25 protein-coding genes are annotated in these 26603 nt (G+C 62.2%); 13 read left to right on the top strand and 12 right to left on the bottom strand.

Annotation, left to right across the window (positions count from 1 at the left end; translation table 11 throughout):
- The first annotated feature begins 3 nt into the window (after positions 1 to 3).
- The 9 genes from arnC (at position 4) to KW062_RS15610 (ending at position 10145) form a co-directional block, all read left to right on the top strand.
- Positions 4 to 1023, top strand: a complete 1020-nt coding sequence (gene arnC / locus KW062_RS15570) for an undecaprenyl-phosphate 4-deoxy-4-formamido-L-arabinose transferase (protein WP_027618893.1) — start codon at positions 4 to 6, stop codon at positions 1021 to 1023.
- Positions 1020 to 3011 carry a bifunctional UDP-4-amino-4-deoxy-L-arabinose formyltransferase/UDP-glucuronic acid oxidase ArnA gene (arnA, locus tag KW062_RS15575; protein ID WP_105754217.1) on the top strand — a complete coding sequence of 664 codons (1992 nt, stop codon included), beginning with the start codon at positions 1020 to 1022 and terminating at the stop codon, positions 3009 to 3011. Before arnC ends, arnA begins: the two co-directional genes overlap by 4 nt.
- Complete coding sequence (arnD, locus tag KW062_RS15580; protein WP_105754218.1) at positions 3011 to 3895, top strand: 4-deoxy-4-formamido-L-arabinose-phosphoundecaprenol deformylase; 885 nt, start codon at positions 3011 to 3013, stop codon at positions 3893 to 3895. The genes arnA and arnD overlap by 1 nt, the downstream gene beginning before the upstream one ends.
- Positions 3892 to 5538 (top strand): lipid IV(A) 4-amino-4-deoxy-L-arabinosyltransferase, encoded by a 1647-nt coding sequence (gene arnT / locus KW062_RS15585; protein WP_105754219.1) that lies wholly within the window; start codon positions 3892 to 3894, stop codon positions 5536 to 5538. The genes arnD and arnT overlap by 4 nt, the downstream gene beginning before the upstream one ends.
- Positions 5535 to 5879: a 4-amino-4-deoxy-L-arabinose-phosphoundecaprenol flippase subunit ArnE gene (arnE, locus tag KW062_RS15590; protein WP_105754220.1), complete on the top strand. Its 345-nt coding sequence runs from the start codon at positions 5535 to 5537 to the stop codon at positions 5877 to 5879. Before arnT ends, arnE begins: the two co-directional genes overlap by 4 nt.
- Positions 5876 to 6286: a 4-amino-4-deoxy-L-arabinose-phosphoundecaprenol flippase subunit ArnF gene (gene arnF / locus KW062_RS15595; protein ID WP_027618898.1), complete on the top strand. Its 411-nt coding sequence runs from the start codon at positions 5876 to 5878 to the stop codon at positions 6284 to 6286. Before arnE ends, arnF begins: the two co-directional genes overlap by 4 nt.
- Positions 6283 to 7659 carry a UDP-glucose dehydrogenase family protein gene (locus tag KW062_RS15600; protein ID WP_105754221.1) on the top strand — a complete coding sequence of 459 codons (1377 nt, stop codon included), beginning with the start codon at positions 6283 to 6285 and terminating at the stop codon, positions 7657 to 7659. The genes arnF and KW062_RS15600 overlap by 4 nt, the downstream gene beginning before the upstream one ends.
- A 9-nt stretch (positions 7660 to 7668) precedes the next feature.
- Positions 7669 to 9261, top strand: a complete 1593-nt coding sequence (locus KW062_RS15605) for an ArnT family glycosyltransferase (RefSeq protein ID WP_105754222.1) — start codon at positions 7669 to 7671, stop codon at positions 9259 to 9261.
- Positions 9262 to 9443: 182 nt separating this feature from the next.
- Positions 9444 to 10145 (top strand): HPP family protein, encoded by a 702-nt coding sequence (locus KW062_RS15610; protein WP_027618901.1) that lies wholly within the window; start codon positions 9444 to 9446, stop codon positions 10143 to 10145.
- 2 nt (positions 10146 to 10147) lie between these two features.
- Here KW062_RS15610 and ctlX read toward each other — a convergent pair whose 3' ends face one another.
- The 6 genes from ctlX to KW062_RS15640 all read right to left on the bottom strand — a co-directional run bounded on the left by ctlX (position 10148) and on the right by KW062_RS15640 (position 14857).
- A complete protein-coding gene (gene ctlX / locus KW062_RS15615; RefSeq protein WP_105754223.1) occupies positions 10148 to 11098 on the bottom strand; it encodes a citrulline utilization hydrolase CtlX in 951 nt (316 codons plus the stop codon).
- A 141-nt stretch (positions 11099 to 11239) separates the two neighbouring features.
- The gene (locus tag KW062_RS15620) at positions 11240 to 11716 is read right to left on the bottom strand and encodes an Lrp/AsnC family transcriptional regulator (protein ID WP_105754224.1); all 477 of its coding nucleotides are present in this window, start codon (positions 11714 to 11716) and stop codon (positions 11240 to 11242) included.
- 12 nt (positions 11717 to 11728) lie between these two features.
- Positions 11729 to 12490 (bottom strand): ABC transporter ATP-binding protein, encoded by a 762-nt coding sequence (locus tag KW062_RS15625; protein WP_105754225.1) that lies wholly within the window; start codon positions 12488 to 12490, stop codon positions 11729 to 11731.
- 79 nt (positions 12491 to 12569) lie between these two features.
- Positions 12570 to 13280 (bottom strand): ABC transporter permease, encoded by a 711-nt coding sequence (locus KW062_RS15630; protein ID WP_105754226.1) that lies wholly within the window; start codon positions 13278 to 13280, stop codon positions 12570 to 12572.
- Positions 13277 to 14002, bottom strand: a complete 726-nt coding sequence (locus KW062_RS15635; RefSeq protein WP_105754295.1) for an ABC transporter permease — start codon at positions 14000 to 14002, stop codon at positions 13277 to 13279. Before KW062_RS15635 ends, KW062_RS15630 begins: the two co-directional genes overlap by 4 nt.
- 75 nt (positions 14003 to 14077) lie before the next feature.
- Positions 14078 to 14857, bottom strand: a complete 780-nt coding sequence (locus KW062_RS15640) for a transporter substrate-binding domain-containing protein (protein WP_105754227.1) — start codon at positions 14855 to 14857, stop codon at positions 14078 to 14080.
- 363 nt (positions 14858 to 15220) lie between these two features.
- On the opposite strand from KW062_RS15640, the gene KW062_RS15645 reads away from it, so the two are divergent.
- Positions 15221 to 16327 (top strand): enoyl-CoA hydratase/isomerase family protein, encoded by a 1107-nt coding sequence (locus tag KW062_RS15645; RefSeq protein ID WP_105754228.1) that lies wholly within the window; start codon positions 15221 to 15223, stop codon positions 16325 to 16327.
- 3 nt (positions 16328 to 16330) lie between these two features.
- Positions 16331 to 17482 carry an acyl-CoA dehydrogenase family protein gene (locus KW062_RS15650; RefSeq protein ID WP_105754229.1) on the top strand — a complete coding sequence of 384 codons (1152 nt, stop codon included), beginning with the start codon at positions 16331 to 16333 and terminating at the stop codon, positions 17480 to 17482.
- Positions 17483 to 17552: 70 nt separating this feature from the next.
- Here the strand turns inward: KW062_RS15650 and KW062_RS15655 are convergent, their stop codons facing one another.
- The 6 genes from KW062_RS15655 to KW062_RS15680 form a co-directional block, all read right to left on the bottom strand.
- A complete protein-coding gene (locus KW062_RS15655; protein ID WP_027618905.1) occupies positions 17553 to 18326 on the bottom strand; it encodes an enoyl-CoA hydratase in 774 nt (257 codons plus the stop codon).
- 15 nt (positions 18327 to 18341) lie between these two features.
- Complete coding sequence (locus tag KW062_RS15660) at positions 18342 to 19469, bottom strand: acyl-CoA dehydrogenase (protein WP_105754230.1); 1128 nt, start codon at positions 19467 to 19469, stop codon at positions 18342 to 18344.
- 21 nt (positions 19470 to 19490) lie between these two features.
- Positions 19491 to 20684, bottom strand: coding sequence for an acetyl-CoA C-acyltransferase (locus KW062_RS15665; protein ID WP_105754231.1), 1194 nt, complete (start codon positions 20682 to 20684; stop codon positions 19491 to 19493).
- 12 nt (positions 20685 to 20696) lie between these two features.
- Complete coding sequence (locus tag KW062_RS15670) at positions 20697 to 21458, bottom strand: SDR family NAD(P)-dependent oxidoreductase (RefSeq protein WP_027618908.1); 762 nt, start codon at positions 21456 to 21458, stop codon at positions 20697 to 20699.
- Positions 21459 to 21473: 15 nt separating this feature from the next.
- Positions 21474 to 23138: an AMP-binding protein gene (locus KW062_RS15675; protein WP_105754232.1), complete on the bottom strand. Its 1665-nt coding sequence runs from the start codon at positions 23136 to 23138 to the stop codon at positions 21474 to 21476.
- A gap of 172 nt (positions 23139 to 23310) precedes the next feature.
- Entirely contained in the window at positions 23311 to 24324 is a 1014-nt protein-coding gene (locus KW062_RS15680; protein WP_027618910.1) for an AraC family transcriptional regulator, read from the bottom strand.
- A 206-nt stretch (positions 24325 to 24530) separates the two neighbouring features.
- On the opposite strand from KW062_RS15680, the gene efeU reads away from it, so the two are divergent.
- Both efeU and efeO read left to right on the top strand, forming a co-directional pair.
- On the top strand, positions 24531 to 25394 hold the full coding sequence (efeU, locus tag KW062_RS15685; RefSeq protein WP_105754233.1) for an iron uptake transporter permease EfeU: 864 nt from the start codon (positions 24531 to 24533) through the stop codon (positions 25392 to 25394).
- Positions 25391 to 26590 carry an iron uptake system protein EfeO gene (gene efeO, locus KW062_RS15690; protein WP_105754234.1) on the top strand — a complete coding sequence of 400 codons (1200 nt, stop codon included), beginning with the start codon at positions 25391 to 25393 and terminating at the stop codon, positions 26588 to 26590. The genes efeU and efeO overlap by 4 nt, the downstream gene beginning before the upstream one ends.
- Positions 26591 to 26603 lie beyond the last annotated feature (13 nt).

Consider the following 26603-nt stretch of genomic DNA (forward strand, 5'->3'; position numbering starts at 1 on the left):
CCATTGAAGCCATATCCAATTAACTGCGTATCGATCGTCATTCCGGTCTTCAACGAAGAAGAAAGTTTGCCCGAGTTGCTGCGGCGCACTGAAGCGGCGTGCGAGCAACTCAAGCAGGACTATGAAATCGTCATGGTCGATGACGGCAGCCGCGACACCTCCGCGCACTTGCTCGAAGCCGCCGCTGAACGCGAGGGCAGCAAGGTGGTGGCGGTGATTCTCAACCGCAATTACGGCCAGCACGCGGCGATCATGGCCGGCTTCGAGCAGTGCCGGGGCGACGTGGTGATTACCCTGGACGCCGACCTGCAGAACCCGCCGGAAGAAATTCCGCGCCTGGTGGCCCAGGCCGAACTGGGCTACGACGTGGTTGCCACGGTGCGCAACAATCGCCAGGACTCGGCCTTGCGCCGTTATCCGTCGAAGCTGATCAACCTCGCCGTGCAGCGCTCCACCGGCGTTGCCATGAGCGACTATGGCTGCATGTTGCGGGCCTATCGGCGCACGGTGGTCGACGCCATGCTGGCCTGCCGCGAGCGCAGCACCTTTATCCCTATTCTCGCCAACAGCTTCGCCCGCCATACCACCGAGATTCTGGTGCAGCACGCCGAGCGCGAGCACGGCGAATCGAAATACAGTGCCATGCGCCTGATCAACCTGATGTTTGACCTGATCACCTGTATGACCACCACCCCGCTGCGCCTGCTGAGCATCATCGGCTTCAGCATGGCCGCGCTGGGCATGCTCTTCGCCTTCAGCCTGATCGTGTTGCGCCTGGTGTTTGGTGCCGACTGGGCCGGTGACGGCATGTTCGTGCTGTTTGCCATTCTCTTCGTGTTCACCGGCGGCCAGTTCATCGGCATGGGCCTGCTGGGCGAGTACCTGGGGCGCATGTACGGCGATGTCCGTGCCCGCCCGCGCTTTTTCATTGAAAAGGTCCTGCGCAGCCAACCTGCTCCGCGAGCCCCTGCTGTCACCGTCGACGGTTTGACTTCCACTCCTACTGACCAGGTTACGCCATGAGTACCAAAGCTGTTGTCTTCGCCTATCACGACATTGGCTGTGCTGGTATCGAAGCCCTGCTCGACGCCGGCATCCAGATCGCCGCAGTGTTCACCCACGCCGACGACCCCAAGGAAAATACGTTCTACGGCTCGGTCGCTCAGCTCTGTGCGCGCAAAGGCATCACCGTACATGCCCCGGAAGATGCCAATCACCCGCTGTGGGTCGAGCGCATTGCCAAGCTCAACGCCGACTACCTGTTCTCCTTTTACTACCGCAACCTGCTGAGCGAAGCGCTGCTGGCCACCGCGAGCAAAGGTGCATTCAATCTGCACGGCTCGTTGCTGCCGGCCTACCGTGGTCGCGCACCGGCCAACTGGGTCCTGGTCAACGGTGAAAGCGTCACCGGCGTGACCCTGCACCGCATGGTCAAGCGTGCCGATGCCGGTGCCATCGTCGCCCAGCAACAGGTTGCCATCGAGCGTCAAGACAGCGCCCTGACCCTGCACGGCAAGCTGCGTGAAGCGGCCTCAAGCCTGCTGCGCGATACCTTGCCGCTGCTGATCCAGGGCAAGACCACTGAAACCCCACAGGACGAGTCCAAGGCCAGCGTCTATGGCCGACGCACCGCCGCCGACGGCAAGCTGGACTGGAAGCTGCCGGCGGAGCAACTGTTCAACCTGGTGCGCGCCGTGACCCAGCCTTACCCAGGCGCATTTTGTGCGGTGGGCGAGCACAAGCTGATTGTCTGGAGCGCCGAGGTGGTCAAGGGCAACGAAGGCCAGGCACCGGGCCGGGTGATCAGTGTCGAGCCGCTGCGCATTGCCTGCGGTGAGGACTCGCTGGTGGTCGTTTCCGGGCAGCGCAATGACAACGGCCTGTTCCTCGGCGGCCCGCAACTGGCCGACGAACTGGGGCTGGTCGACGGTTCGCTGCTGCGCGGTGCCGAGTCCGGGCGCAAGCCACGTCGCACGCGGGTGCTGATCCTCGGCGTCAACGGCTTCATCGGCAACCACCTGTCCGAGCGTCTGCTGCGTGACGAGCGCTACGAGGTCTACGGCCTGGATATTGGCTGCGACGCCATCGAGCGCTTGCGCAATCACCCGAATTTCCATTACGTCGAAGGCGATATCAGCATTCACTCCGAGTGGATCGAGTACCACATCAAGAAATGCGACGTGGTCCTGCCACTGGTGGCCATCGCCACCCCCATCGAATACACCCGCAACCCATTGCGCGTGTTCGAACTGGATTTCGAGGAAAACCTCAAGCTGGTGCGCTACTGCGTCAAGTACAACAAGCGCGTGGTTTTCCCGTCGACCTCCGAAGTCTATGGCATGTGCCAGGACCAGAACTTCGACGAAGACAGCTCCAACCTGGTGGTCGGGCCGATCAACAAGCAACGCTGGATCTACTCGGTGTCCAAGCAACTGCTGGACCGGGTGATCTGGGCCTACGGCCAGAAAGGCCTGAACTTCACGCTGTTCCGTCCGTTCAACTGGATGGGCCCGCGCCTGGACCGCCTCGATTCGGCGCGTATCGGCAGCTCCCGGGCGATCACCCAGTTGATCCTCAACCTGGTGGAAGGCACGCCGATCCGCCTGTTCGACGGTGGCGAACAAAAACGCTGCTTCACCGACATTGCCGATGGCATTGAAGCCTTGGCGCGGATCATCGACAACGACAACGACGCCTGCAACGGCCAGATCATCAACATCGGTAACCCGGATAACGAAGCCAGCATTCGCCAGTTGGGCGAAGAGCTGCTGCGCCAGTTCGAGGCACATCCACTGCGCGGCAACTTCCCGCCTTTCGCCGGCTTCCGCGAAGTCGAGAGCAAGGCGTTCTACGGCACCGGTTATCAGGACGTGGCTCACCGCAAGCCGAGCATCGCCAACGCCAAGCGCCTGCTGGACTGGACGCCGACGGTCGAAATGAGCGAGACCATCGCCAACACGCTGGACTTCTTCCTGCGCGAAGCCATGCTCGAAATCGCGGACAAGCGCTGATGCAGGCAGGCCTTCGCATTGATGTCGACACCTACCGGGGGACCCGTGACGGGGTCCCCCGGTTGTTGGAGTTGCTGGACGAAGCTCAGGTCAAGGCGACGTTTTTCTTTAGCGTTGGCCCGGACAACATGGGGCGCCACTTGTGGCGCCTGATCCGTCCGCAATTTCTCTGGAAAATGCTCCGCTCCAACGCCGTCGGCCTGTATGGCCTGGACATCTTGCTGGCCGGCACCGCCTGGCCGGGTAAGCCGATCGGTCGTGATCTCGGCCATCTGATGCGCCAGACTGCTGCCGCCGGTCATGAAGTCGGCCTGCACGCCTGGGATCACCATGGCTGGCAGGCCAATGCCGGGCGCTGGAGTGACGCGCAGTTGAGCGAGCAGATTCGGCGCGGGGTCGAGACCCTCAGCGACATTCTCGGCCAGGCGGTCGATTGCTCGGCGGCGGCCGGTTGGCGTGCCGATGAGCGAGTGATCGAGGCCAAGCAGCGCTTTGGTTTTCGCTACAACAGTGACTGCCGCGGGCACAGCCTGTTCCAGCCACGACTGACGGACGGTAGCCTCGGCGCCGTGCAAGTGCCGGTCGACCTGCCGACCTTCGATGAAGTGGTCGGGCCGCTGGTATCCGTCGAAGCATTCAACGCTTTTATTCTCGAGCGCTTCAGCCCCAAGAAGCTGAACGTCTACACCATCCACGCAGAAGTAGAAGGGATTCTGATGGCTGATCATTTCCGAGCATTGCTCAAGGATGCGCGTGCGCGTGACATCCAGTTCCAACCCCTGGGCCAGTTGCTGCCCGCCGACCCCGCCGGCCTGCCGGCAGGCCAGGTGCAGCGCGGCACCCTCGAAGGCCGTGAAGGCTGGCTGGGAGTGCAAGGCGCATGACCAGACGCTGGGCGTTGCCCCTTCTGCTGTTGGCCTTCGGCCTGTTCTACCTGCTGCCGACCGTCACCCACGGTTTGTGGATTCCCGATGAAGCTCGCTATGCGCAAATTGGCCAGGAAATGCTCCTGAGCGGGCATTGGGCGTCGCCGCATTTCATGGGCATCCGCTATTTCGAGAAACCGGTGGCCGGCTACTGGATGATCGCCATCGGCCAGGCGATTTTTGGCGACAACCTGTTCGGCGTGCGCATCGCCTCGGCGCTGAGTACCGGCTTGAGCGTGTTGCTGGCCTACATGATTGCCCGGCGCCTGTGGAATGACCCACGCAAGAGCCTGACCTGCGCCCTGCTCTACATGAGCTTCTGCGTGGTGGTCGGCCAGGCCGGCTATGCCAACCTCGATCCGCAATTCACCTTCTGGGTCAATCTGAGCCTGGTGGGGCTGTGGTTTGCCTGCGACAGCCAGACGCCGCGAGCGCGCGTCGGTTTCTGGGCGCTGACCGGATTCGCCTGCGGCATGGGCTTCATGACCAAGGGTTTTCTCGCCTGGTTATTGCCGGTGCTGGTGGCATTGCCCTATTTGCTCTGGCAAAAACGCCTGCGTGAACTGCTGACCTACGGCGGCATCGCCGTGCTGGTCGCGGTGCTCGTGAGCCTGCCCTGGGCCCTGACGATCCACGCCCAGGAGCCGGACTTCTGGAATTTCTTCTTCTGGCATGAACACATCCGCCGCTTCTCTGGCGAGGATGCGCAACATGCCGAACCCTTCTGGTATTACCTGCCGTTGCTGGTCGCTTTCAGCCTGCCCTGGGTCGCGCTGCTGCCGGTGGCGTTCAAGCAAGCCTGGCAGGAGCGTCGTCAGGCAAGCATTGGCTTCCTGCTGATCTGGCTGCTGATGCCGCTGCTGTTCTTCAGCGTCGCCAAAGGCAAGTTGCCAAGCTACATCTTCCCCTGCCTGCTGCCGTTGGCCCTGCTGATGGGCCACGCCCTGGTGGATCGCCTGGCAGCCAGGCAAACCCGCGCCATCAGCGTCAACGGCGTGTTGAACCTGGTGCTTGGCCTGCTGGTGTTGCTGGCCCTCGTGTATTTCCAGATCAAGAAGCCGCTCTACCACAACGAGCCAAGTCACCTGGTACTGGTGTTTGTCGCGCTGCTCGGCTGGATCCTCTGCAGTGCCGTGCAAGCCCTGCGGCCGTTGCAGCTGTGGGCGGCGCCGGTGTTGGGCAGTTGGTTGTTCGTCGCACTGGTGCCAGCGGGTCTGCCCAATTCCGTGGTCTACAACAAGACCCCGGACCAGTTCATCGCCGATCACGTTGCCGAACTCAGCCAAAGCACCCATCTGCTGAGCAATGACCTCGGTGCTGCGTCCGCCCTGGCCTGGCGCCTCAAGCGCCCGGACGTGGAACTCTACAACACCGTCGGCGAAGTGAAATATGGCCTGGCGTATCCTGACACCCTGCATCGTCGGGTCGACTTCCTCAAAGTCAGCCAATGGATGGCCGATGCACGCAAGGAAGGCCAAGTCGGCGTGGTAATGCGCATCAACGGCGAGGAACACTATGAAATCGACCAGTTGCCCCAGGACTTCAAGCGGTACGACCAGGGCAACCTGGTGATCCTGATCTTCGCCAAGAGTCAGCCATGAGCCTGCTGTGGATACTCCTCGCCTGTCTGCTGACCTGCCTCGGCCAGGTGGCCCAGAAGTACGCGGTGGAAAGCTGGCGCGACCAGCCCTCCACCCTGCTGGCCAAATTGCGCTCGCCGTGGCTGTGGCTGGCCCTGGCGAGCCTGGGCCTGGGCCTGCTGGTGTGGTTGCTGGTGCTGCAACGCCTGGACGTCGGCGTCGCCTACCCGATGCTCAGCCTGAACTTTGTGCTGATTACCCTGATCGCGCGGTTTGTCTTTCACGAAAGCGTTGATCGCCGGCACTGGATCGGCGTCGCCGTGGTCATTGCCGGCGTGGCGCTGCTGGGAGGCCAGCTATGAGTAGGCGCGGTATCGGCTTTGCCCTGGGCAGCGTGCTGTTGGTCAGCAGCGCCCAGTTGGGCATGCGCTGGAGCATGAGCCATTTGCCGCTGCCGACCCAGTGGCTGGCAGTCCTGGAATCCGGCGCGGTCGACCTGCTGGCGGTTGGCGTGGTGCTGGCCTCGATCCTGGCCTATGCGCTGTCGATGCTCTGCTGGCTGCTAGCCCTGCGCGACTTGCCGCTGGGACGTGCCTACTCGCTGCTGAGCATCAGCTACGCCCTGGTCTACCTGCTGGCCGCCAGCCTGCCGCTGTTCAACGAACCCTTCAGCCTGTCCCGGACCCTGGGAGTGGCTTTGGTCATTCTTGGGGTTGTCATCATCAATTCTCGCGGCAATCGCCCTTCAGACGTCAGGAACGCCTCATGAAAATCAGTGTAATCGGCAGTGGCTACGTGGGCCTGGTGCAGGCAGCTGTGCTGGCCGAAGTCGGCCATGACGTGGTGTGCATGGACATTGACGAGCACAAGATCGAGCTGCTCAAGCAAGGCCACGTGAGTATTTTCGAACCCGGCCTGTCGACCCTGGTACGCGACGGCATGGAGTCCGGCCGGTTGCGTTTCACCTGTGATGAAAAGCTGGCGATCCAGCATGGCCGGGTGCTGTTTATCGCGGTGGGCACGCCTTCCGATGAAGACGGCTCGGCGGACCTGCGTTACGTATTGTCGGTGGGGGACGCAGTGGCTCGTTATCGCGAGCAGCCGCTGATTCTCGCGGAAAAATCCACGGTCCCGGTGGGTACCGGCGACACCTTGCGCGCTCATATCGACGGCAAGCTGCAAGCGGCTGGCCGTAGCCTGCAGTTCGACATTGTCTCGAACCCGGAATTTCTCAAGGAAGGTTCCGCGGTAGCCGACTGCCGGCGTCCTGACCGGATTATCATCGGTTGCGAAAATGAAGAAGTGCGCGAGGTCATGCGTGACCTGTACGCGCCCTTCAACCGCAACCACGACCGCATCCTGTACATGGACCTGCGCAGCGCCGAGCTGACCAAGTACGCCGCCAACTGCATGCTCGCAACCAAGATCAGCTTCATCAATCAGATATCCGAGCTGGCCGAGCACCTGGGGGCCGACATCGAATCGGTGCGCCTGGGCATCGGCGCCGACCAGCGCATCGGCTATCACTTCATCTATCCCGGCTGCGGCTACGGCGGCTCTTGCTTCCCCAAAGATATGCGGGCGTTGATCCACAGCGCCGAGCAGGCCAACTGCTCCAGCGATCTGTTGCAGGCGGTTGAGGCAATCAACGAACGGCAGAAACACAAGCTGTTCGAGCGGATCAAGGCGTTCTACAACGGTGACCTCAAGGGCCGCACCTTCGCCCTGTGGGGCCTGGCGTTCAAACCCAACACCGATGACATGCGCGACGCACCGAGCCGGGTGCTGCTGGAATCGCTGTGGGCGGCCGGTGCGTCGGTCAGCGCGTTTGACCCCGAGGCCATGCAGGAAACCCAGCGCCTCTACCCGGACCAAAGCCAGCTGCTGCTGATGGGCACGCCAGAGTCGGTGCTCAAGGATGCCGATGCACTGATCATCTGCACCGAGTGGCAGCAGTTCAAGGCCCCGGATTTCGACCTGATCCGGCAACGTCTCAAGGCCCCGGTAGTCTTCGACGGGCGCAACCTGTACGACGCCGACCGCCTGGCTCGCGCGGGCTTCAAGTACTTCCCGATGGGACGTGGCGAGTCGCGCAGCCTGCCCATCTCGCAACACCCGCGCGCCAACACTGACGCCGCCTGAGTCGGCGGCGTGCCTTGCTCAACGATACGCCGACAGTCCCTGGGCCTGGGACTGTTGGCCTTGCTGCTGTTCTGCGCAGGCGTCTATCAACAGAGCGCCATTGGCTTCGATAGCCGCTTTGTGTTGTTCGCCGAAGAAATGCTGCGCCATGGGCCGGGGTTCTTCCCCACCACCTATGGCCAGCCCTACGCCGACTACTGGGCCACATCGACGATCTTCACCTGGCTGCTGTCGCTGCCGTTCGGTCAGGTCAATGCATTGACCGCCTGGTTGCCCAGCGCCCTCGCCTCGGCCGTCATAGTCACCTTGGTCTATCGCCTGCTGGCGCCCTGCTCCCGCACCTGGGCCCTGTGCAGCATCGCCCTGTTGCTGCTGAGCAATACCTTCATCAGCGAAACCCGTGCCGTGTCCCTCGACCAGATGATCGCGGCGCTGACATTCGCGGTGTTCTACCTGGGGTACGCCCACGACCACTATCAGGCACCCCGGCGCCTGCCGCTGATACTCGGGCTGGTGCTGCTGGGGTTTGCCATTCGGGGGCCGATTGGCCTGGTCGTGCCCACCGGCGTGTTGTGCAGTTACTACCTGCTCAGCGGCCAGTGGCGGCGGATGATTGGGTTTGGCGCAATGGCCGCCGTGTTGCTGGCGCTGGGCATCGGTTTGCTGCTGTGGCTGGCCTATATCAGTGGCGGGCCGGACTTCGTCCAGGACGTGATCCGCATGCAGTTCATGGGCCGAATGGATGGCAGCGAAGGCGCCAGCGAACCGCTGTATTACTTCACCAGTTCCCTGGGTAACTACGCGTTGGCCTATCCCCTGGCCGTGCTGGTGCTGGTTGCCCTGGCGTTTAGCCGTCGCGAGCACGGTCCGGCCCGGCGCCTGCTGATGTATTGCCTGGGAGCCGGGCTGCTGGTGATGATCGGCCTGTCGATTCCCATGGCGAAGAAAGCTCGGTACATGCTGCCCATGCTGCCGATGGCGGCGATCATTGGCGCCTATCCGTTCCAGGGCAGTTCGCTGCCGGTGTGGCGTTGGATTCGTGGCGTGATACAGGGCCTGTGGTTGATCATCCCGGGCGTGTTGATGGTCGGTGTGCTGGTGGCCAGGCGACGCTTCCCGGAACTGCTCGGCTCGCCGGGTTGGATCCTCGGGCTACTGGCGTTCCTGCAAGTGCTTGCCCTGGTCCTGCTGTTCCAGCCGCGCGCACGCACGGTCGGGTTGGCCTTCAGCGCAGTGCTGGCGGTGTGGTCGAGCTACATCATGGTGATCGAGCCTGCGCAGCGCTCGCTATACGACACGCGCACGTTCAGCCGCGCCGCCTTCGCGTTGATCCAGCAGGATCCTGCGCCGGTGCTGCTGCATGGCATGGGCAAGGATGCCAAGGCGATCAAGTTCATGGTCAACCTCGATCAGGACCTGTTGCCTGAATTCACCCATTCCGAGGAGCAAGTGCTGCATCGGGACGGCCCGGCCTGGCTGATGGTCGACAGCAGTGATTTTGCCGCCTTGAAAGATTCCCGCCTGACGTCCCTGAAACCGGTGCTTAGCGGCACTTTCGACAAGGCCCCGTACCTGCTGCTGCGCCTTCCGGCGGCCCCCTGAATCAGCAATTACTTCAAAATTAATGCACTGAAACTGCACTAATATGAATTTGTCAGCACCGATACAGGGCGGCACACTGTGCCGGTTCCTCCCCCAATATGTTGGAACCCTTGAAGGGCTTTGCGGTGCTCCGTACAAGCCCTTGTTTTTTGCCCGCCCTTTGTCACTGGACCGATCTGCCCATGCTTGCTCGCTGGATTCCCGCCGCCATCAATACCCGTCCCACCGAATGGAGCCGCGCCGCCATCGGCATGTCGCTGGGCACGCTGCTCAGTGTCTGGGTGTGCGCACAAGTATTCGGCATGCAGGTGGCCATGCATCTGATCGGCCCCTTGGGCGCTTCGGCGGTGTTGCTGTTTGCAGTGGCTTCCGGTGCCTTGGCCCAACCCTGGTCGATCATCGGTGGCTATCTCTGCGCCACCGTGGTCGCGCTGCTGGCGGCACACGTGCTCGGCCGCAGCCTGGGCAGCGCGTGCCTGGCAGCGGGCCTCGGCTTGCTGCTGATGTGCTGGCTGCGTTGCCTGCATCCGCCGGCTGGGGCCCTGGCATTGCTGATGGTGCTGGCCGACCCGGCGACCATCGCCCTCGACTGGAAAGCCCTGGGTCCGGTCATGCTCGGTGCCTCGACCCTGCTGCTGTTTGCCCTGGCCTACAACAACCTGACCCGTGTGCACTACCCCAAGCGTGCCGCCGAGCCGGTGCCCGAGGTGCTGCGTTCACCCACCGACAATCAGGCAATCAATGCCGAGGACCTGAAAGCTGCCTTGGCCGATCTTGAAGCCTTCTTCGACGTTACCCCTGAAGACCTCGAACAACTGATCCATGCCAGCGAACGTCACGCCAAACGCCGCAGCATCGGTGAGGTACTCAGCCGTAGCGCTTGAAGTCAACGGGCGCCCGGCCCGGCGGCAATGCTCGCCGGCAGGTGGGGATTCAGGTAGACCTCCGCCAACATGCACCGCGCGCTGCCGCCGCCAATGCGTTCGATGGTGTCGATGTTCACTGGCAGCGGCGTGCTGTGCGCCTCGATCATGCGTCGCTGAGCGGCATCCAGTGAGCGCCAGGCCGTGCGTGACATGACCAGGATCGGCTCTCCCCTGGCCCCCTGCACCTCCAGCATGTTGCCGGCAAAACTTTCCAGTTGCTCCCAGTTCAGTGCGACCAGGTGCTTGCCGCTGTCTTCCAGTCGCGCCTGCAAGGCCTGGCGCTCGTCAGTCAGCGCGACCGATTCCAGGCACACCACCGCCAGTTGCGTGCCAACACTCATCATCACGTTGGTGTGATAGATCGGCACTCCCTGGCGATCGACCGCGTTGAATGCGCACAACTCATAGCCCAGGTGATTGACCACCTGATCCAGCGCATGGGCATGGGTGCGGGTCGAGTAGCCGGCGTAGCAGATTCGCGCCTGGCGATCGAGGACCATGCTGCCGGTGCCCTCGAGAAACATGTCCTGTAATTCCAGGCCGGACAGATCCAGCAAGTGCTCGACCCGGTAGTGATCCTTCAACCAGTCGAGCACGCCCTTGTCCCGTTCCAGCCGCCGGTTATGGCCTTGCATCGGGTACAGCACCAGGGTGCCGTCGGGATGGCTGCTCCACCAGTTGTTGGGAAAGATCGAATCCGGTGTATGCGGTGCTTCGCGGTCGTTATGGACCAGCACCTGCACGCCCTGCTGGCGCAGCGCGGCGACATAGCCGTCGAACTCCTCCAGAGCCTTGCGCTGGACGTCTTCGGCAACTTGCGCCGGACGCTGGAAACGGTTGTTGGCCGCCGTGTCCTGATTGAAGGAAAAGCGTGTCGGGCGAATCATCAAGACGGTATTGGTGGTTTGCATGGGCACTGACTCAATGAGGGTTGGGAGCACTCATTGTCGGTGTCGCGGCGGGAAAAACCCGGCTGATAAACCTTGTGGCAGGGCTGGAATTGGCTGAAAACCCGAAGGCTTTCAGCCGAATTCGCGAGGGTGGTGAAGGGCTCAACTGGAGGTCTTGACCATCGCCAGTTCGGGGTGGCTGACCAGCTTGTCGATGTGCAGTTCCGGGTCATCGAACCAGAGTTCGGTGAGTACCCGGTAGTGCTCCATGTCCCGGCAGCGCATGCGCAGACTGTAGTCGAAGGCACCGCTGATCAACTGGCATTCGAGCACTTGCGGGCAGGCACGCACGGTCGCCTCGAAGGCTTTTTGCGCGGCCCGGCCACTCTGGTTGGACAAGGCAACCAACACCAGCAGGGACAGGCCCGGGGTCAGTTTCTTTTCGTCAAGAATCGCCCCGTAGCCGCGGATGACCCCCAACTGCTCCAGCTTGCGCACCCGTTCCAGGCACGGCCGGGGTGTCAGGTGCACGCGCTCGGAGAGCTTCTGATAGGTGATGCGCCCGTCGTGGCGCAGCACCTCGATGATCGCCTGATCGATACGATCAAGCACGATCGACAGATCGCGGATATCCGCCATGTACGTCTTGCCTCACTTCAAACGGCCCGATAAAAATTGCTGCAGACGCTCGCTTTGTGGCCGATCGAGGATACTTGCATCACCCTGCTCCTCGACTCGTCCCTGATGCAGGAACAGCACCTGGCTTGAGACCTTGCGGGCGAAGCCCATTTCGTGGGTCACCATGAGCATGGTCCGACCCTCCTCGGCCAGCGCCTGAATCACCTTCAGTACTTCACCCACCAACTCCGGATCGAGGGCCGACGTCGGCTCGTCGAACAACAGGATTTGCGGCTCCACCGCCAACGCACGGGCAATCGCTACCCGTTGCTGCTGGCCTCCGGAAAGAAACGCCGGATACTGCTCGGCCACCCGTTGTGGCAGGCCGACTTTGTCCAGATACGCCCGGGCGCTGGCTTCAGCCTCCTTGCGACTCACCCCCAGTACCTTGCAGGGTGCGAGCATAATATTTTCCAGCACGTTCAGGTGGCTCCACAGATTGAAATGCTGGAACACCATGGCCAACCGCGTGCGCAAACGCTGCAACTGTGCCGGATCGGCTACGCGCATGCCACCGGGGGCCTGGCGCGTGATGATACGCTCGCCGTCCAGGGCAATGGCACCCTCATCGGCGCGCTCGAGGAAATTGATGCAGCGCAACATGGTGCTTTTGCCCGAGCCACTGGCGCCGATCATGCTCACCACGTCACCGGCCCGGGCATTCAACGAGACGCCTTTGAGCACTTCGTTGTCGGCAAAACGTTTATACAGATTCTCAACAGTCAACTTGTACATGTATCACCCCTGGACCCGCACCCTTGTCGGTGCCGGTCTGGATAGAAAGGAAAGGTTGTTGCGACAGCCACCCGCAGCCTCAGTGGCTCGGGCCGAGAAAACTCAGCCAGCGCTTCTCCGCCAGGCGGAAACCGCCGACCAGGGCGAACGACAGGCCCAGGTACAACAGCCCGGCGATGCCGAACGCCTGGAAGGTCATGAAGGTCGCGGCATTGGCGTCCCGCGCGACCTTGAGGATGTCGGGGATGGTGGCGGTGAACGCGACCGAGGTGGCATGCAGCATCAGGATCACTTCGTTGCTATAGAACGGCAGCGCGCGGCGCAGAGCCGAAGGCAGGATCAACTGCAGGTACAGGCGCCAGCCGCGCAGTCCATAGGCATGCGCCGCTTCGATTTCACCATAGGGAATGCTGCGGATCGCCCCGGCAAAGATCTCCACCGTGTAGGCACAGGTATTGAGCACGAACGCCAGCAACGTGCAGTTCATCGCGTCGCGAAAGAACGCTTCGAGCAGCGGCTGCGAGCGCACCACAGCCACGCCATAAATGCCGCTGTAGCAAATCAGCAACTGGATATACAACGGTGTGCCGCGAAACACGTAGGTGAATAGTTGCACCGGCCAGCGCAACAGTGCTCGCCGTGAGGTACGCATCAGCGCCAGCGGCAACGACAGCAAAAAGCCCAGGACGATGCTCGCCACCAGCAACCACAGGGTCATTGCCAGGCCAGTGAGGTTGTAGCCGTCGCTGAAGAGGAAGGGTTTCCAGTATTCGGATATCAGTTCGATCATGACGTCAACCCTCGTACGCCCTGGTTGTAATGCCGCTCCAGCACCCGCAGCAGATAGTTCGAGGCGCTGGTGATCAGCAGATACAGCGCGGCGGCGATGAGCAGGAAATCCAGCATATTGAAGGTGCTCTTGCCGGCTTCCTGGGCGACCTTGACCAGGTCCGACAGGCCGATGATCGATACCAGGGCAGTGGCCTTGAGCAGCACCAGCCAGTTGTTGCCCAGGCTCGGCAAGGCGAAACGCATCATTTGCGGGAACACCACGCAGCGAAAGCGCTGCCAGCGATTCAGGCCGAAGGACGCCGCCGCTTCCTGTTGCCCACGCGGGACACTGAGAATTGCCCCGCGGAAGGTCTCGGTGAAGTACGCACCGTAGATGAAGCCCAGGGTCACGATGCCGGCAACGAAAGGATCAATCTCCATGTATGCCCAGCCCATAGCCTCGGTCAGGCTGCTCAACCAGCCTTGCAGGCTATAGAAAATCAGCAGCATCAGCACCAGGTCGGGCACGCCTCGGATCAGCGTGGTGTAGAAGGTCGCTGGCAGATTGAGCAAGCGCGAAGGCGACAGTTTCGCCGCCGCGCCGATTAGCCCCAGGAGCATGCTCACCAGCAGCGACAGCGCCGAAAGCTTGAGCGTTATCCAGGTGCCGTGCAGCAACAGTGGGCCATAGCCTTGCAGGGCCGAGAGGTCCAGGCCCAGTTCAGAGAGAAAGGTAGTCACGCGAATCACCTGTATCGAGGCGCCACGGCTCACCACTGCACCGTGGAGTACGGCACAGGGGTAAGGACGCGGGGATCAGTTGTTGTAGAGGTCGAGGTCGCCGAAATATTTGCGCTGGATCTGCGCGTAGATGCCCTTTTCGTGCAGGGCCTTGATGGCGCCATTGAGCATGGCCTTGAGTTCGTCATTGTCCTTGCGCAGGCCAATGGCGATTTGCGAAGGAATCAGCGGGTCACTGATGCCTTCGCTGTTCTTGAAGTCGGCGCCTTGGGGCGAAGCGAGGAAACTCATCTGCGCCTGCAGCTTGTCCTGGATCGAGGCATCCAGGCGCCCGTAAACCAAATCGGCGTAGACCTGATCCTGATTCTGGTAAGCGCGCAACTGCACACCACCCGGCGCCAGTTTGGCCCGGGCGTAGGTTTCCTGGATGGTGCCCTGCATGAAGCCCAGGGTCTTGCCCTTGAGGGATTCGGCAGTGGGTTGCAGGGTCGAATCCTTGCGCGTGACGATGGCGGTCGGTCCGGCGTACAGGCGGTCGGTAAAGTCAATCTGCTTGCTGCGCGCGTCGGTCACCGTCATCGAGGACTGGATGGCGTCGAATTTTCCGGCCTTGAGCGCCGGAATCAAACCGTCGAAATCATTGCTGATCCACACACACTTGAGTTTCAGTTCGGCGCAGATCGCATTGCCCAGATCGATCCCGAAGCCCTGGACGCCGCCATCGGCAGTGGTCGATTCAAAAGGTGGATAGCTGGGGTTGGTGCCGAATCGTAGTTCTTTCCACTCTTTGGCGCTGGCGCCGGTCGAGCACAACAGCAACGCTACTACTGGCAAGGTCAACCATGAGGTTTTCATTTTCGTATGTCCCGATTTTCGTTTTTGTAATGGGGGATCCGATCGATCACCGCACCGCGCTTGAATGCCATGGAGCAGATGGCTTCAAATGCGCAGTCAGAATGCCAATTGAGGCACGGCGCGCGGTGTCGTTCGGTGCTTTGCAAACAGCACGCTTGCGCTGATGTCGGCAGATTCACAGCCGATTCTGTCGCGAATGCCCTTGGGCCACACAAACCTCCGATATAGCGCTTTTGATACTGCAAAAATGCATACCAGACCTGCATTCTTCGAGGTTGTACATCGCAAATTTGCACTGTTACGATCGACCATCGCCCGCGCGCGGGTTTGTCTATAAAGAACAATAAAAGCAGGGAGTTACTGATGACTGCTCAGGTTACATCTCCGGCAACCCAGTCCATGGACGCCACGCAGAACGAAGTCCTCGCCGAGGTCCGCAACCACATCGGTCACCTGACCCTCAATCGCCCCGCCGGTCTCAATGCCTTGACCCTGGACATGGTGCGCAATCTGCACCGGCAACTCGATGCCTGGGCCGCCGATAACCAGGTGCATGCCGTGGTCCTGCGCGGCGCCGGCGAGAAAGCTTTTTGTGCCGGTGGCGATATCCGCTCGCTGCATGACAGCTTCAAGACCGGCGATACCCTGCACGAAGACTTCTTCGTCGAGGAATACGCCCTCGACCTGGCCATCCACCACTACCGCAAACCGGTGCTCGCACTGATGGACGGTTTTGTTCTCGGCGGCGGCATGGGCCTGGTCCAGGGCGCCGACTTGCGCGTGGTCACCGAGCGCAGCCGCCTGGCGATGCCGGAAGTGGGCATCGGCTACTTCCCGGATGTCGGCGGCAGCTATTTCCTGTCGCGGATTCCTGGCGAGCTGGGGATCTACCTCGGCGTCAGCGGCGTGCAGATTCGTGCCGCCGACGCGCTGTACTGCGGCCTGGCCGACTGGTGCCTGGACAGCGCCAAACTGGCTGAACTGGACCAGCGTCTCGATCAACTGCAATGGCACGACACCCCGCTCAAGGACCTGCAAGGGCTGCTCGCCCAACTGGCCGTGCAGCAGTTGCCCGATGCACCGCTGCAGGCCCTGCGCCCGGCCATCGATCATTTCTTTGCCTTGCCCGACGTCGCGAGCATCATCGAGCAGTTGCGCGCGGTCACGGTCGCTGACAGTCGCGAGTGGGCACTGGCCACCGCCGACCTGCTGCAGACCCGCTCGCCCCTGGCCATGGCCGTGACCCTGGAAATGCTCCGTCGTGGCCGTGAACTGAGCCTGGAGCACTGTTTTGCCCTGGAATTGCACCTGGACCGCCAGTGGTTTGAACGCGGTGACCTGATCGAAGGCGTACGCGCGCTGCTGATCGACAAAGACAAGAACCCTCGCTGGAATCCACCGACCGTGCAGGCGCTGGATGCCGCGCACGTGGCGAGTTTCTTCAGCGGTTTTGCCCAGAGCGGGAGCTGAGACATGCACGATATTGAATTGACCGAAGAACAGGTGATGATCCGCGACATGGCCCGGGACTTTGCCCGCGGCGAAATCGCCCCCCATGCCCAGGCCTGGGAAAAAGCCGGCTGGATCGATGACGCCCTGGTGGCGAAGATGGGTGAACTGGGCCTGTTGGGCATGGTGGTCCCTGAAGAATGGGGCGGCACCTACGTCGACTACGTGGCCTACGCGCTGGCGGTGGAAGAGATTTCCGCCGGCGATGGCGCCACCGGTGCGCTGATGAGCATTCACAACTCGGTGGGCTGCGGCCCGGTGCTCAACTACGGCACTGAAGAGCAGAAACAGACCTGGCTGGCCGACCTCGCCAGCGGTCAGACCATCGGCTGCTTCTGCCTGACCGAACCCCAGGCCGGTTCCGAAGCCAACAATCTGCGCACCCGCGCCGAGTTGCGCGACGGCCAGTGGGTGATCAATGGCGCCAAGCAATTTGTCAGCAACGGCAAGCGGGCGAAACTGGCGATCGTGTTCGCCGTCACCGACCCGGAGCTGGGCAAGAAAGGTCTGTCGGCGTTCCTGGTGCCCACTGATAATCCGGGGTTCATCGTCGATCGCAGCGAGCACAAGATGGGCATCCGCGCCTCCGATACCTGCGCAGTGACCCTGAACAATTGCGTGATCCCCGAGGCGAACCTGCTGGGCGAACGCGGCAAGGGCCTGGCGATTGCTCTGTCCAACCTTGAAGGCGGGCGCATCGGCATCGCCGCCCAGTCCTTGGGCATCGCCCGCGCCGCCTTCGAAGCAGCCCTGGCCTATGCCCGCGACCGAGTGCAGTTCGACAAGCCGATCATTGAGCACCAGAGCATCGCCAACATGCTCGCCGACATGCACACCCGCCTCAACGCCGCCCGCCTGCTGATTCTCCATGCCGCCCGCCTGCGCAGTGCCGGCAAACCGTGCCTGTCGGAAGCCTCCCAGGCCAAGCTGTTCGCCTCGGAAATGGCCGAAAAGGTTTGCTCCTCGGCGATTCAGATTCACGGGGGTTATGGGTATCTGGAAGATTATCCGGTGGAGCGCTATTACCGCGATGCGCGGATCACGCAGATCTACGAGGGGTCGAGCGAGATTCAGCGGATGGTGATTGCGCGGGAGCTGAAGAACTACCTGGTGTAAACCGATCGTGTGGGAGCTGGCTTGCCGGCAAGCCGGCTCCCACAGTTTATTTATTGCGCATCAAAAGGGTTTATTTACCCACAAACTCCGGCGCACGCTTGGCGATGAACGCGGCCATGCCTTCTTTCTGATCCTGAGTGGCGAACGCGGCGTGGAATACCCGGCGTTCGAAGCGCACGCCTTCGGACAGGCTGACTTCAAAGGCGCGGTTCACGCTTTCCTTGGTCATCATGGCAATCGGCAGCGACTTGCTGGCAATGACCGCAGCAACTTTCAGCGCTTCGTCCAGCAATTCATCCGACGGCACGATGCGCGCGACGATGCCGCAACGCTCGGCTTCGACCGCATCGATCAAGCGCCCGCTCAGGCACATTTCCATGGCTTTGGCTTTGCCCACCGCACGGGTCAGGCGCTGGGTGCCGCCCATGCCCGGCAGTACGCCCAGGTTGATTTCCGGCTGGCCGAACTTGGCGTTGTCACCGGCCAGAATGAAGTCGCACATCAGCGCCAGTTCGCAACCACCGCCCAACGCAAAACCGTTCACCGCGGCAATAATCGGCTTGCGGCGGTTGGCCACACGGTCACTGTCACTGAACAGGTCGTCGAGGTAGATCTGCGGGTAGCTCAGCTCGGCCATTTCCTTGATGTCGGCGCCGGCGGCGAAGGCTTTCTTCGAGCCGGTGATGACGATGCAACCGATCTGCGAATCAGCTTCCAGGCCGTCCAGCGCATGGTTCAGCTCACTGACAATCTGCGCGTTCAAGGCGTTCAGCGCTTGCGGGCGATTGAGAGTGATCAGGCCAACCCGACCCTGGACGTCCAACAAAATCGTTTCGTAACTCATGCAAGGGTTCCTTGTTCAAAGATTGCGCGAAATGACCATGCGCTGAATATCGCTGGTGCCTTCATAGATCTGGCAGACCCGCACGTCGCGATAGATGCGCTCCAGCGGGAAGTCGCTCAGGTAACCGTAACCGCCGAGGGTTTGCAAGGCGGATGAGCAGACTTTCTCGGCCATTTCCGAGGCAAACAGCTTGGCCATCGAGGCTTCCACCAGCGCCGGCTGGCCGCTGTCACGCAGGGCGGCGGCGTAATGCACCATCTGCCGGGCGACGGCGATCTGCGTGGCCATGTCCGCCAGACGGAACGCCACCGCCTGGTGTTCGATGATCGGCTTGCCGAAACTGTCCCGCTCGCGGGCGTAGTCACGGGCGGCTTCGAACGCGGCGCGGGCCATGCCGACTGATTGCGAGGCAATGCCGACGCGTCCGCCTTCGAGGTTGGCCAGGGCGATCCGGTAACCTTCACCCTCCTCCCCCAGACGATTGGCCACCGGCACCTTCACATCCTCGAAGAGGATCTGGCAGGTGTCGGAGGCGTGCTGGCCGAGCTTGTCCTCGACCCGCGCGACTTTGTAGCCCGGTGAGTCGGTGGGCACGATAAACGCGCTGATACCACGCTTGCCGGCACTCGGGTCGGTCACCGCGAACACGATCACCACCCCGGCGTTCTGCCCGGAGGTGATGAACTGCTTGCAGCCATTGAGTACATAGTGATCGCCGTTCAGCCGGGCGCGGGTTTTCAGGCCGCTGGCGTCGGAGCCGGCCTGGGGTTCGGTCAGCGCAAAGGCGCCAAGCATGGCGCCGCTGGCCAAAGGTGTGAGGAAGCGTTCTTTCTGTTCATCCGTGCCGTACTTGAGGATCGGCACGCAGCCCACCGAGTTGTGCACGCTCATGATGGTCGAGCAGGCGCCATCGCCGGCGGCGATTTCTTCCAGGGCCATGGCGTAGGCCAGGTAACCGGTGTCGCAACCGCCCCACTGTTCCGGCACCAGCATGCCGAAAAAGCCCAGCTCGGCCATTTCACCGATGGCCTCTTTGGGAAAGCGATGCTCGCGGTCCCACTCGGCGGCAAAGGGTTTCAAGCGTTCCTGGGCAAACTGCCGGGCGGCTTCGCGGATTTGCAGTTGTTCGTCATTGGGTAGCATGGACAGCTCCTGGATCGGCCGTTAGTACAGGCATTCAACGGCCATCGCCGTGGCTTCGCCGCCGCCGATGCAGATCGCCGCAACGCCGCGTTTCAGACCTTTCTGGCGCAGGGCCGAGAGCAGGGTCACGAGTATCCGCGCGCCCGATGCGCCGATCGGATGGCCGAGGGCGCAGGCGCCGCCGTGGACGTTGACCTTGTCATGGGGAATTTCCAGCTTGGTCATGGTGACCAGGCTGACCACGGCGAAGGCTTCGTTGATTTCGAACAGCTCGACGTCGTCGATGTTCCAGCCGGTTTTCTTCAGCAACTTCTGAATCGCCCCCACCGGTGCCACCGGGAACAGTCCCGGAGTATCGGCAAACGCCGCATGCCCGTGGATCACTGCCAGCGGTTGCAAGCCACGCTTTTGCGCCTCGCTGCGACGCATCAGCAGCAAGGCCGCGGCGCCATCGGAAATCGAACTGGAGTTGGCGGCGGTCACCGTGCCACCGTCGCGAAACGCCGGCTTCAGGCTGCTGATCTTGTCCAGCTTGGCCTTGGGCGGTTGCTCGTCATGGCTGATGGTTTTCTGCTCTTTGCCAACCATCACCTGCAACGGCACGATCTCGGCGTTGAAGCTGCCATCGGCGATCGCCTGTTGGGCGCGGGTGGTCGAGGCGATGGCAAAGGCGTCCTGGGCTTCCCGGGTGAAACCGTGCTCCTGAGCGCAATCTTCGGCAAAGGTGCCCATCAGGCGGCCCTTGTCGTAGGCATCTTCGAGGCCATCGAGGAACATGTGGTCGATCACGCTGCCGTGGCCCATGCGGTAGCCGCTGCGGGCACGGTCCAGCAGGTACGGGGCGTTGGACATGCTTTCCATGCCGCCGGCGACCACCACCTCGGCACTGCCGGCGAGCAGCATGTCGTGGGCGAGAATCGCCGCTTCCATGCCCGAACCGCACATTTTATTGAGGGTGGTGCAACGGGTCGACTTGTCCAGACCGGCGCCGAGGGCTGCCTGGCGCGCCGGCGCCTGGCCGAGGCCGGCGGGCAGTACGCAGCCGAACAGCACTTCTTCCACCGCATCGCTGGCGACACCGGCACGCTCGACTGCCGCGCGGATTGCCGCGGCGCCCAGTTGCGGCGCGGTCAGGCTTTTCAGCTCGCCCTGGAACCCGCCCATCGGCGTGCGCACCGCGCTGACAATGACAATTGGATCGTTCTGAGTGGTCATGTTCATGACTCCTTATTTGGCGGCCATGCGCAAGGCACCGTCGAGACGGATCACCTCGCCATTGAGCATGCTGTTTTCAATGATGTGGCGTGCCAGCGCCGCGTATTCGGCAGGTTTGCCCAGGCGTGGCGGGAATGGCACACCGGCGGCCAGCGAATCACGCACTTCCTGGGTCATGCCGGCCATCATCGGTGTTTCGAAAATCCCTGGGGCTATGGTCATCACGCGGATGCCGAAGCGCGCCAGTTCGCGCGCAGCCGGCAAGGTCAGGCTGGCAATCGCCCCTTTGGAGGCGGCGTAGGCCGCCTGGCCGATCTGCCCGTCAAAGGCAGCGGCCGAGGCGGTATTGATGATCACACCGCGCTCGCCATTGGCATCGGGCGCGGTTTCGGCGATGGCGGCTGCGGCCAGGCGCAGCATATTGAAGCTACCGATCAGGTTGACGTTGATCACCTGGCTGAAACTTGAAAGCAGATGCGGACCGTTTTTGCCCAGGATCTTCTCGCCACGCACGATACCGGCGCAGTTGACCAGCCCGTTGACCGCGCCGAAGGCCTCGACCGTGGCCTGTACCGCCGCCTGGGCCGCGTCTTCGTTGCTGATATCGGCCACCACACTGTGTGCTCCCAAGCGCTGGGCCTGAGCGGCAACGGCTTCGGCGTTCATGTCCACCAGCATGACCTTGGCGCCGGCGCCCACCAACAGTTCGGCGGTGGCCGCACCCAGTCCGGATGCGCCGCCGGTGACGATAAATACCTTGTTCTCGATCTGCATCATGGTTTCCTTAAATCAAGCTGTAGCCTTGTTAACCGCGGCCTCTTGAGCCTTGGCGATTTCCTGGTTGCGCAAGATAAAGCGCTGCAATTTACCGCTTGGGGTTTTCGGTAGATCGCTGACAAATTCGATTTCACGGGGGTACGAGTGCGCGGCCAAGCGCTTGCGCACGTGTTGGCGCAGCTCTTCGGCGAGCGCTGGCGAGCCCAGGTATTGGGCGCTGAGCACGACGAAGGCCTTGACCAGTTCGGTGCGCTCCGGATCGGGCTTGCCGACCACTGCCGCCTCGATCACCGCCGGGTGCTCGATCAGCGCGCTTTCGACGTCGAACGGACCGACCCGGTAGCCCGAGGTGGTGATCACGTCGTCGCTGCGTCCGACAAAGCTGATGCTGCCGTCCGGATTGAGCTCGACGGTGTCGCCGCTCAGGTAGTAATTGCCGACAAAGGCCTTGGTCGGTGCGCCTTCGTAGCCCGGGAACCAACACATCGGCGACTGGCTGCGGTCGATGGCCAGGATCCCCGGCTGGCCGACCGACAATTCATTGTAGTTGTCGTCCAGCACCACGATGCGGTGGCCCGGCGAAGCAAAGCCGGCGGCGCCGACATGCACCGGATGCTCAAGGCCATGGTGGTTGCACAGCACCATGCCCAGCTCGGTCTGGCCATAGTGGTCATGAATGACGACATCGAGGTTGTCGGCGAACCAGCGGATCACTTCCGGGTTCAGCGGCTCGCCGGCACTGCTGACGATCCGCAGCTTGCCCTTGATGCTCTTGGCGAATTCATCGCCGCCGGCGATCAGCAAGCGGTAAGCGGTCGGCGAGCCGGTCAGGTTGGTGATCCCGTACTTGTTGATCACCCGGCAGGTGCTTTCGAGGGTAAACGGACCGTCGTAGAAGGTAATCGGGTGGCCCATGTTCAAAGGACCGGTGACACCGAAGTAGATGCCGTAGGCCCAGCCCGGATCGGCGACGTTCCAGAACGCGTCTTCCGGGCGCAGGTCCACGGCGTCGCGGGTGTAGCTCTGGAACGCGACCATGGCCTTGAGCGGCACGTAGAGCGCTTTCGACGGCCCGGTGGTGCCCGAGGTGAACATCAACAGGAACGGGTCTTCGCCGTTCATCAGCAGCGGTTCACACTGATTGGAATGGTTGGCCAGTTCGGCCCAGAAACTGAAATCGCCACGCACCAGGCCCTGGCCCTTGGCGCCCGTGACGGTGACCGTGGTCGGGCAGTCCGGTACTTCGAGGAGTTTCGGCCGGTTCACCGCATCGGTGACCACCACGGCCGCGCCTGAGCTGCCGAGGCGATGTTCCAGGGCCTTGGGCCCGAAGGCGGTAAACAGCGGCTGGTACACCGCGCCGATGCGCCAGGTCGCCAGCACCACAATCAGCAGCTCGACGTTACGCGGCAGCAGGCCGGCGACCTTGTCGCCCTTCTTCACGCCCTGGGCCTGGAGGAAGTTGGCAAAGCGCGCGGCTTTGTCCTGCAAGTCACTGAAGGTGTAGGTCGCGCTGGAACCGTCGCGCCCCTCCCAGAACAGGGCGATACGCCCGGGCAACGCATGCCGGTCGCAGCATTCGACACAGGCATTGAGCGCCGTCAGCGAGCCGTGCAGCGCCGCATCGACAGTCTGTTGGTAGTTGAACTGAGAAGTTGCAGACAGGTAGTCGCGCATTAGCAGAATCCCTCTTTACTTTTTATTGGTTGGGGGAACCTCGAAAATCCACGAAATACTCGCTCTGAGCGGCGCGCGCGACAATGGTCAAAGCTTTCAAGTTGCGTGACTGCTTTGGCCAACTCCACGCATCGCGCAAAACCTGGCGGCAGGTGTCTGGTTCGGGCCTCCCTCAGTGGGCTTCGCTGAGAATCAGGCTGCGGTAATGCCCAGGATTGGAGCCTGACCATTTGCGAAAGGCTTTATAGAACGAACTGGTATCGGCAAACCCGAGTCGCTCGGCGATCTCGGTGAAACTGATCGCCGGTTCCGCCAGCCAGGCAATGGCCAACTCCTTGCGCACACTGTCTTTCAAGCCCTGATAGGTCTGGCCCTCTTCGGCCAGGCGGCGACGCAGGGTCGAGGCGGACATGCACAGCTGCTGGGCCAGGCTCTCGGTTTCCGGCCAGCGCTCGGCGGGCAGTTGCCGCAGGTCGAGCTTGATCCGGCTAGCCAGGCTTTGCGGGTCGCGGTACTTGACCAGGATGTTGGCCGGGGCCAGGGCGAGGAAGCGTTTGAGCTCCTCGGCGCTGCGTTTGATCGGCAGGTCGAGGCAGTCGGCGGAAAAAATCATCCGCGTGCGTGGCCGGTCGAATCGCAGGTTCTGCGAGAACATCACCTGATAGTCGTCGCAAAAATCCGGCTCGGCGCAACGCAGCTCGATGGCGAGGATCGGGATCCGCCGCCCCGCCAGCCAGCACGCCACGCCGTGGACGATCATCCAATAAGTGAAATAGGTGAAAGCGCGCCGGGGCGGATGGTCGTCTTCCATCAGGACGATTTCCGCCAGGGTTTGTTGATGCACCAGTTGAGCCGGCATGCGCTCCAGCATTAACGACAGGAAACCCAATCCGGCGTTCAGGCCGGACGCCAGCGTTGGCTGGGCCATGGCGCATTGACAGAGAAAGGCCAGGCTGCCGGATTTCAACTGGCGCGGGTCCATGCCAAAGAACTCGTCGTCGCCGCGCCGCGCCAGCAGACGCCACAGCCGCGCATAGGCGCTGGCCGGGACGCGCGCGTCAGGCTGTTGCAACCCTTGCGGATCGATACCGACCTTGAGCAGGACTTCGGCGGTGGCCTCGGGCGTGCAGCTTTGCAGCAGCGCTTCGCGTACCAGTTGCATGGAGATGGTGTCTTTTTCCGACATTACGCGTGCAAGGCTCCTGTTGTTGTTTGCTCGCCATCTTAACGGATGGCCGGGGGAATCCACAGGCGGCTAAAGGCTAAGGGCTCGGGGTCATGACGATTTAGGGGCTGTTCAGCATTGGTTCAGATAAATGCCAATTATCCGTGTTTAGCAATGAGTATCATTAAGTTACAAATTTTTCTTCCTCCTGCAAGATGCGGTGCTCAATGCTGGTTCCCTTTCTGATCATGCTGCGCGAAGGCATTGAGGCGGCGCTCATCGTCGGCATCATTGCCAGTTACCTCAAGCAAACCGGGCGTGGGCAATGGCTGCCCGCGGTGTGGATCGGCGTGTTTCTCGCCGCCGCGCTGGCGCTGCTGGTGGGTGGTGGCCTGGAACTGCTCAGCGCTGAATTCCCGCAGAAACAGCAGGAATTGTTCGAAGGAGTGATCGGTCTGGTGGCGGTGGCCATCCTCAGTTCGATGGTGTTCTGGATGCGCAAGGTCGCGCGTTCGATCAAGCATTCACTGCAGCTTTCGCTGGAAGCGGCCATGACCGGCTCGCGGCATCAGGTCACCGCGCTGATCGCCATGGTGTTTTTCGCCGTGGCCCGCGAAGGCCTGGAAACCGTGTTCTTCCTCCTGGCCGTGTTCCAGCAGAGCGAAGGCCCCGGCGCACCGATCGGCGCCCTGCTCGGCCTGCTGCTGGCGATTCTCATCGGCTGGCTGATCTACAGCGGCAGCCTGCGCCTGAATCTTTCAGCGTTCTTTCGCTGGACCGGACTGTTCATCCTGGTGGTGGCCGCCGGGATTCTCGCCAGTTCGGTCCAGGCCCTGCATGAGGCCGGGGTCTGGAACGACCTGCAGGAGGTGGTGTTCGACATCAGCGCCAGCCTGCCCGTGGACGGCCCGCTGGGCTCGGTGCTGGCCGGCATGTTCGGCTATCAGGACGCGCCGACCGTCAGCACCCTGGGTGCCTACCTGATGTACCTGGTCGTGGCGTTGCTGATGTTTTTCCTGCCAGCCGGCTCTGGCGACAAACCGGTCACCACCCCGACTTCTTCCGTTTCCCGTCAACAAGGGCACTCATGACCAGTCAGCCACCGTTTTCCCCACCGCCGGCGCGTGCCTTGCGCTGGGCCCTGGCCGGCTCGGTGATCGTGATGATCGCTGCTGGCGGGTTGTTCTACTACGCCTCGAACATGGCCGCCGCCAAGCGTCAGGCCCATCTCGGCGAGATCACCGTCAACATTGACGCCCACAGCTGCGAGCCCAACGCCCTCACGGTCGCGGCGGGACACAGCAGCTTTCGCATCGTCAACCGCTCCGAACGGGCGGTGGAGTGGGAAATCCTCGACGGCGTGCTGGTGCTTGAAGAACGGGAAAATATCGCCCCAGGCTTGAGCCAGGTGATTAATGCGAATCTGCAGCCGGGTGACTACAGCATTACCTGTGGCCTGCTGAGCAACCCACGCGGCATCTTGCACGTAACCCCGACCGCTGCCTCTAATGCTGCGGCCAAGGCCCGACCGTCACTGATAGCCTTTGTGGGCCCGTTGTCGGAGTTCCGCGTTTACCTCAATGGCCAAAGCAATGCGCTGATCAAGGCGGTTGGCGCCTTGCAACAGGCCATTGATGCCGGCGATCTCAACCAGGCGCAGGCACTGTACCTGACGGCACGGGTGGCCTATCAGCGCCTGGCACCGGCGGCGCAACGCCTGTCGGAGCTGGACAACGCGATCAATGCTCGCGCCGATTACTTCGAGCAGCGCGAGCAGGATCCACAGTTTGTCGGCTTCCACCGCATCGAATACGGCCTGTTCCAGCAGCGCAGCACGACAGGCCTGAACAGCATCGCGGCGCGCTTGCTGGCTGACGTCAGCCAGCTCAAGCCACAACTGTTGGCGCAATCGCTGCCACCCGAACAACTGGTCAGCAGTGTGGTGCGCAACCTGCGCAGCCTGGCTGATGTGCGAGCAACCAGTGGCGAGGAGGAACGCTACAGCCACCTCGACCTCAACGGTTTTGCCGCCAATCTCGAGGCTGCCCGCAAAGTCTTTGAGCTGTTGCGTCCGTTGCTGAGCAAGGGCAACGGCCCGTTGCTGGAGCAGATCGATCGCAGCGCCACGGCCCTTGATGCCGAACTCGACAGCCTGCGGCTGAAGGATGGCTACCGCCATTACGACAGCGTCGACCCTGACAGGCGCAAACGCATCGCCGACCAAGCCAGGACATTGGCCGACGCACTCGACGCAATCGATCCCGCCCTTGGCCTTTCCGGCCTGTAAGCAGAAGACCCCA

The sequence above is a fragment of the Pseudomonas fluorescens genome, assembly GCF_019212185.1.
Classification (GTDB): domain Bacteria; phylum Pseudomonadota; class Gammaproteobacteria; order Pseudomonadales; family Pseudomonadaceae; genus Aquipseudomonas.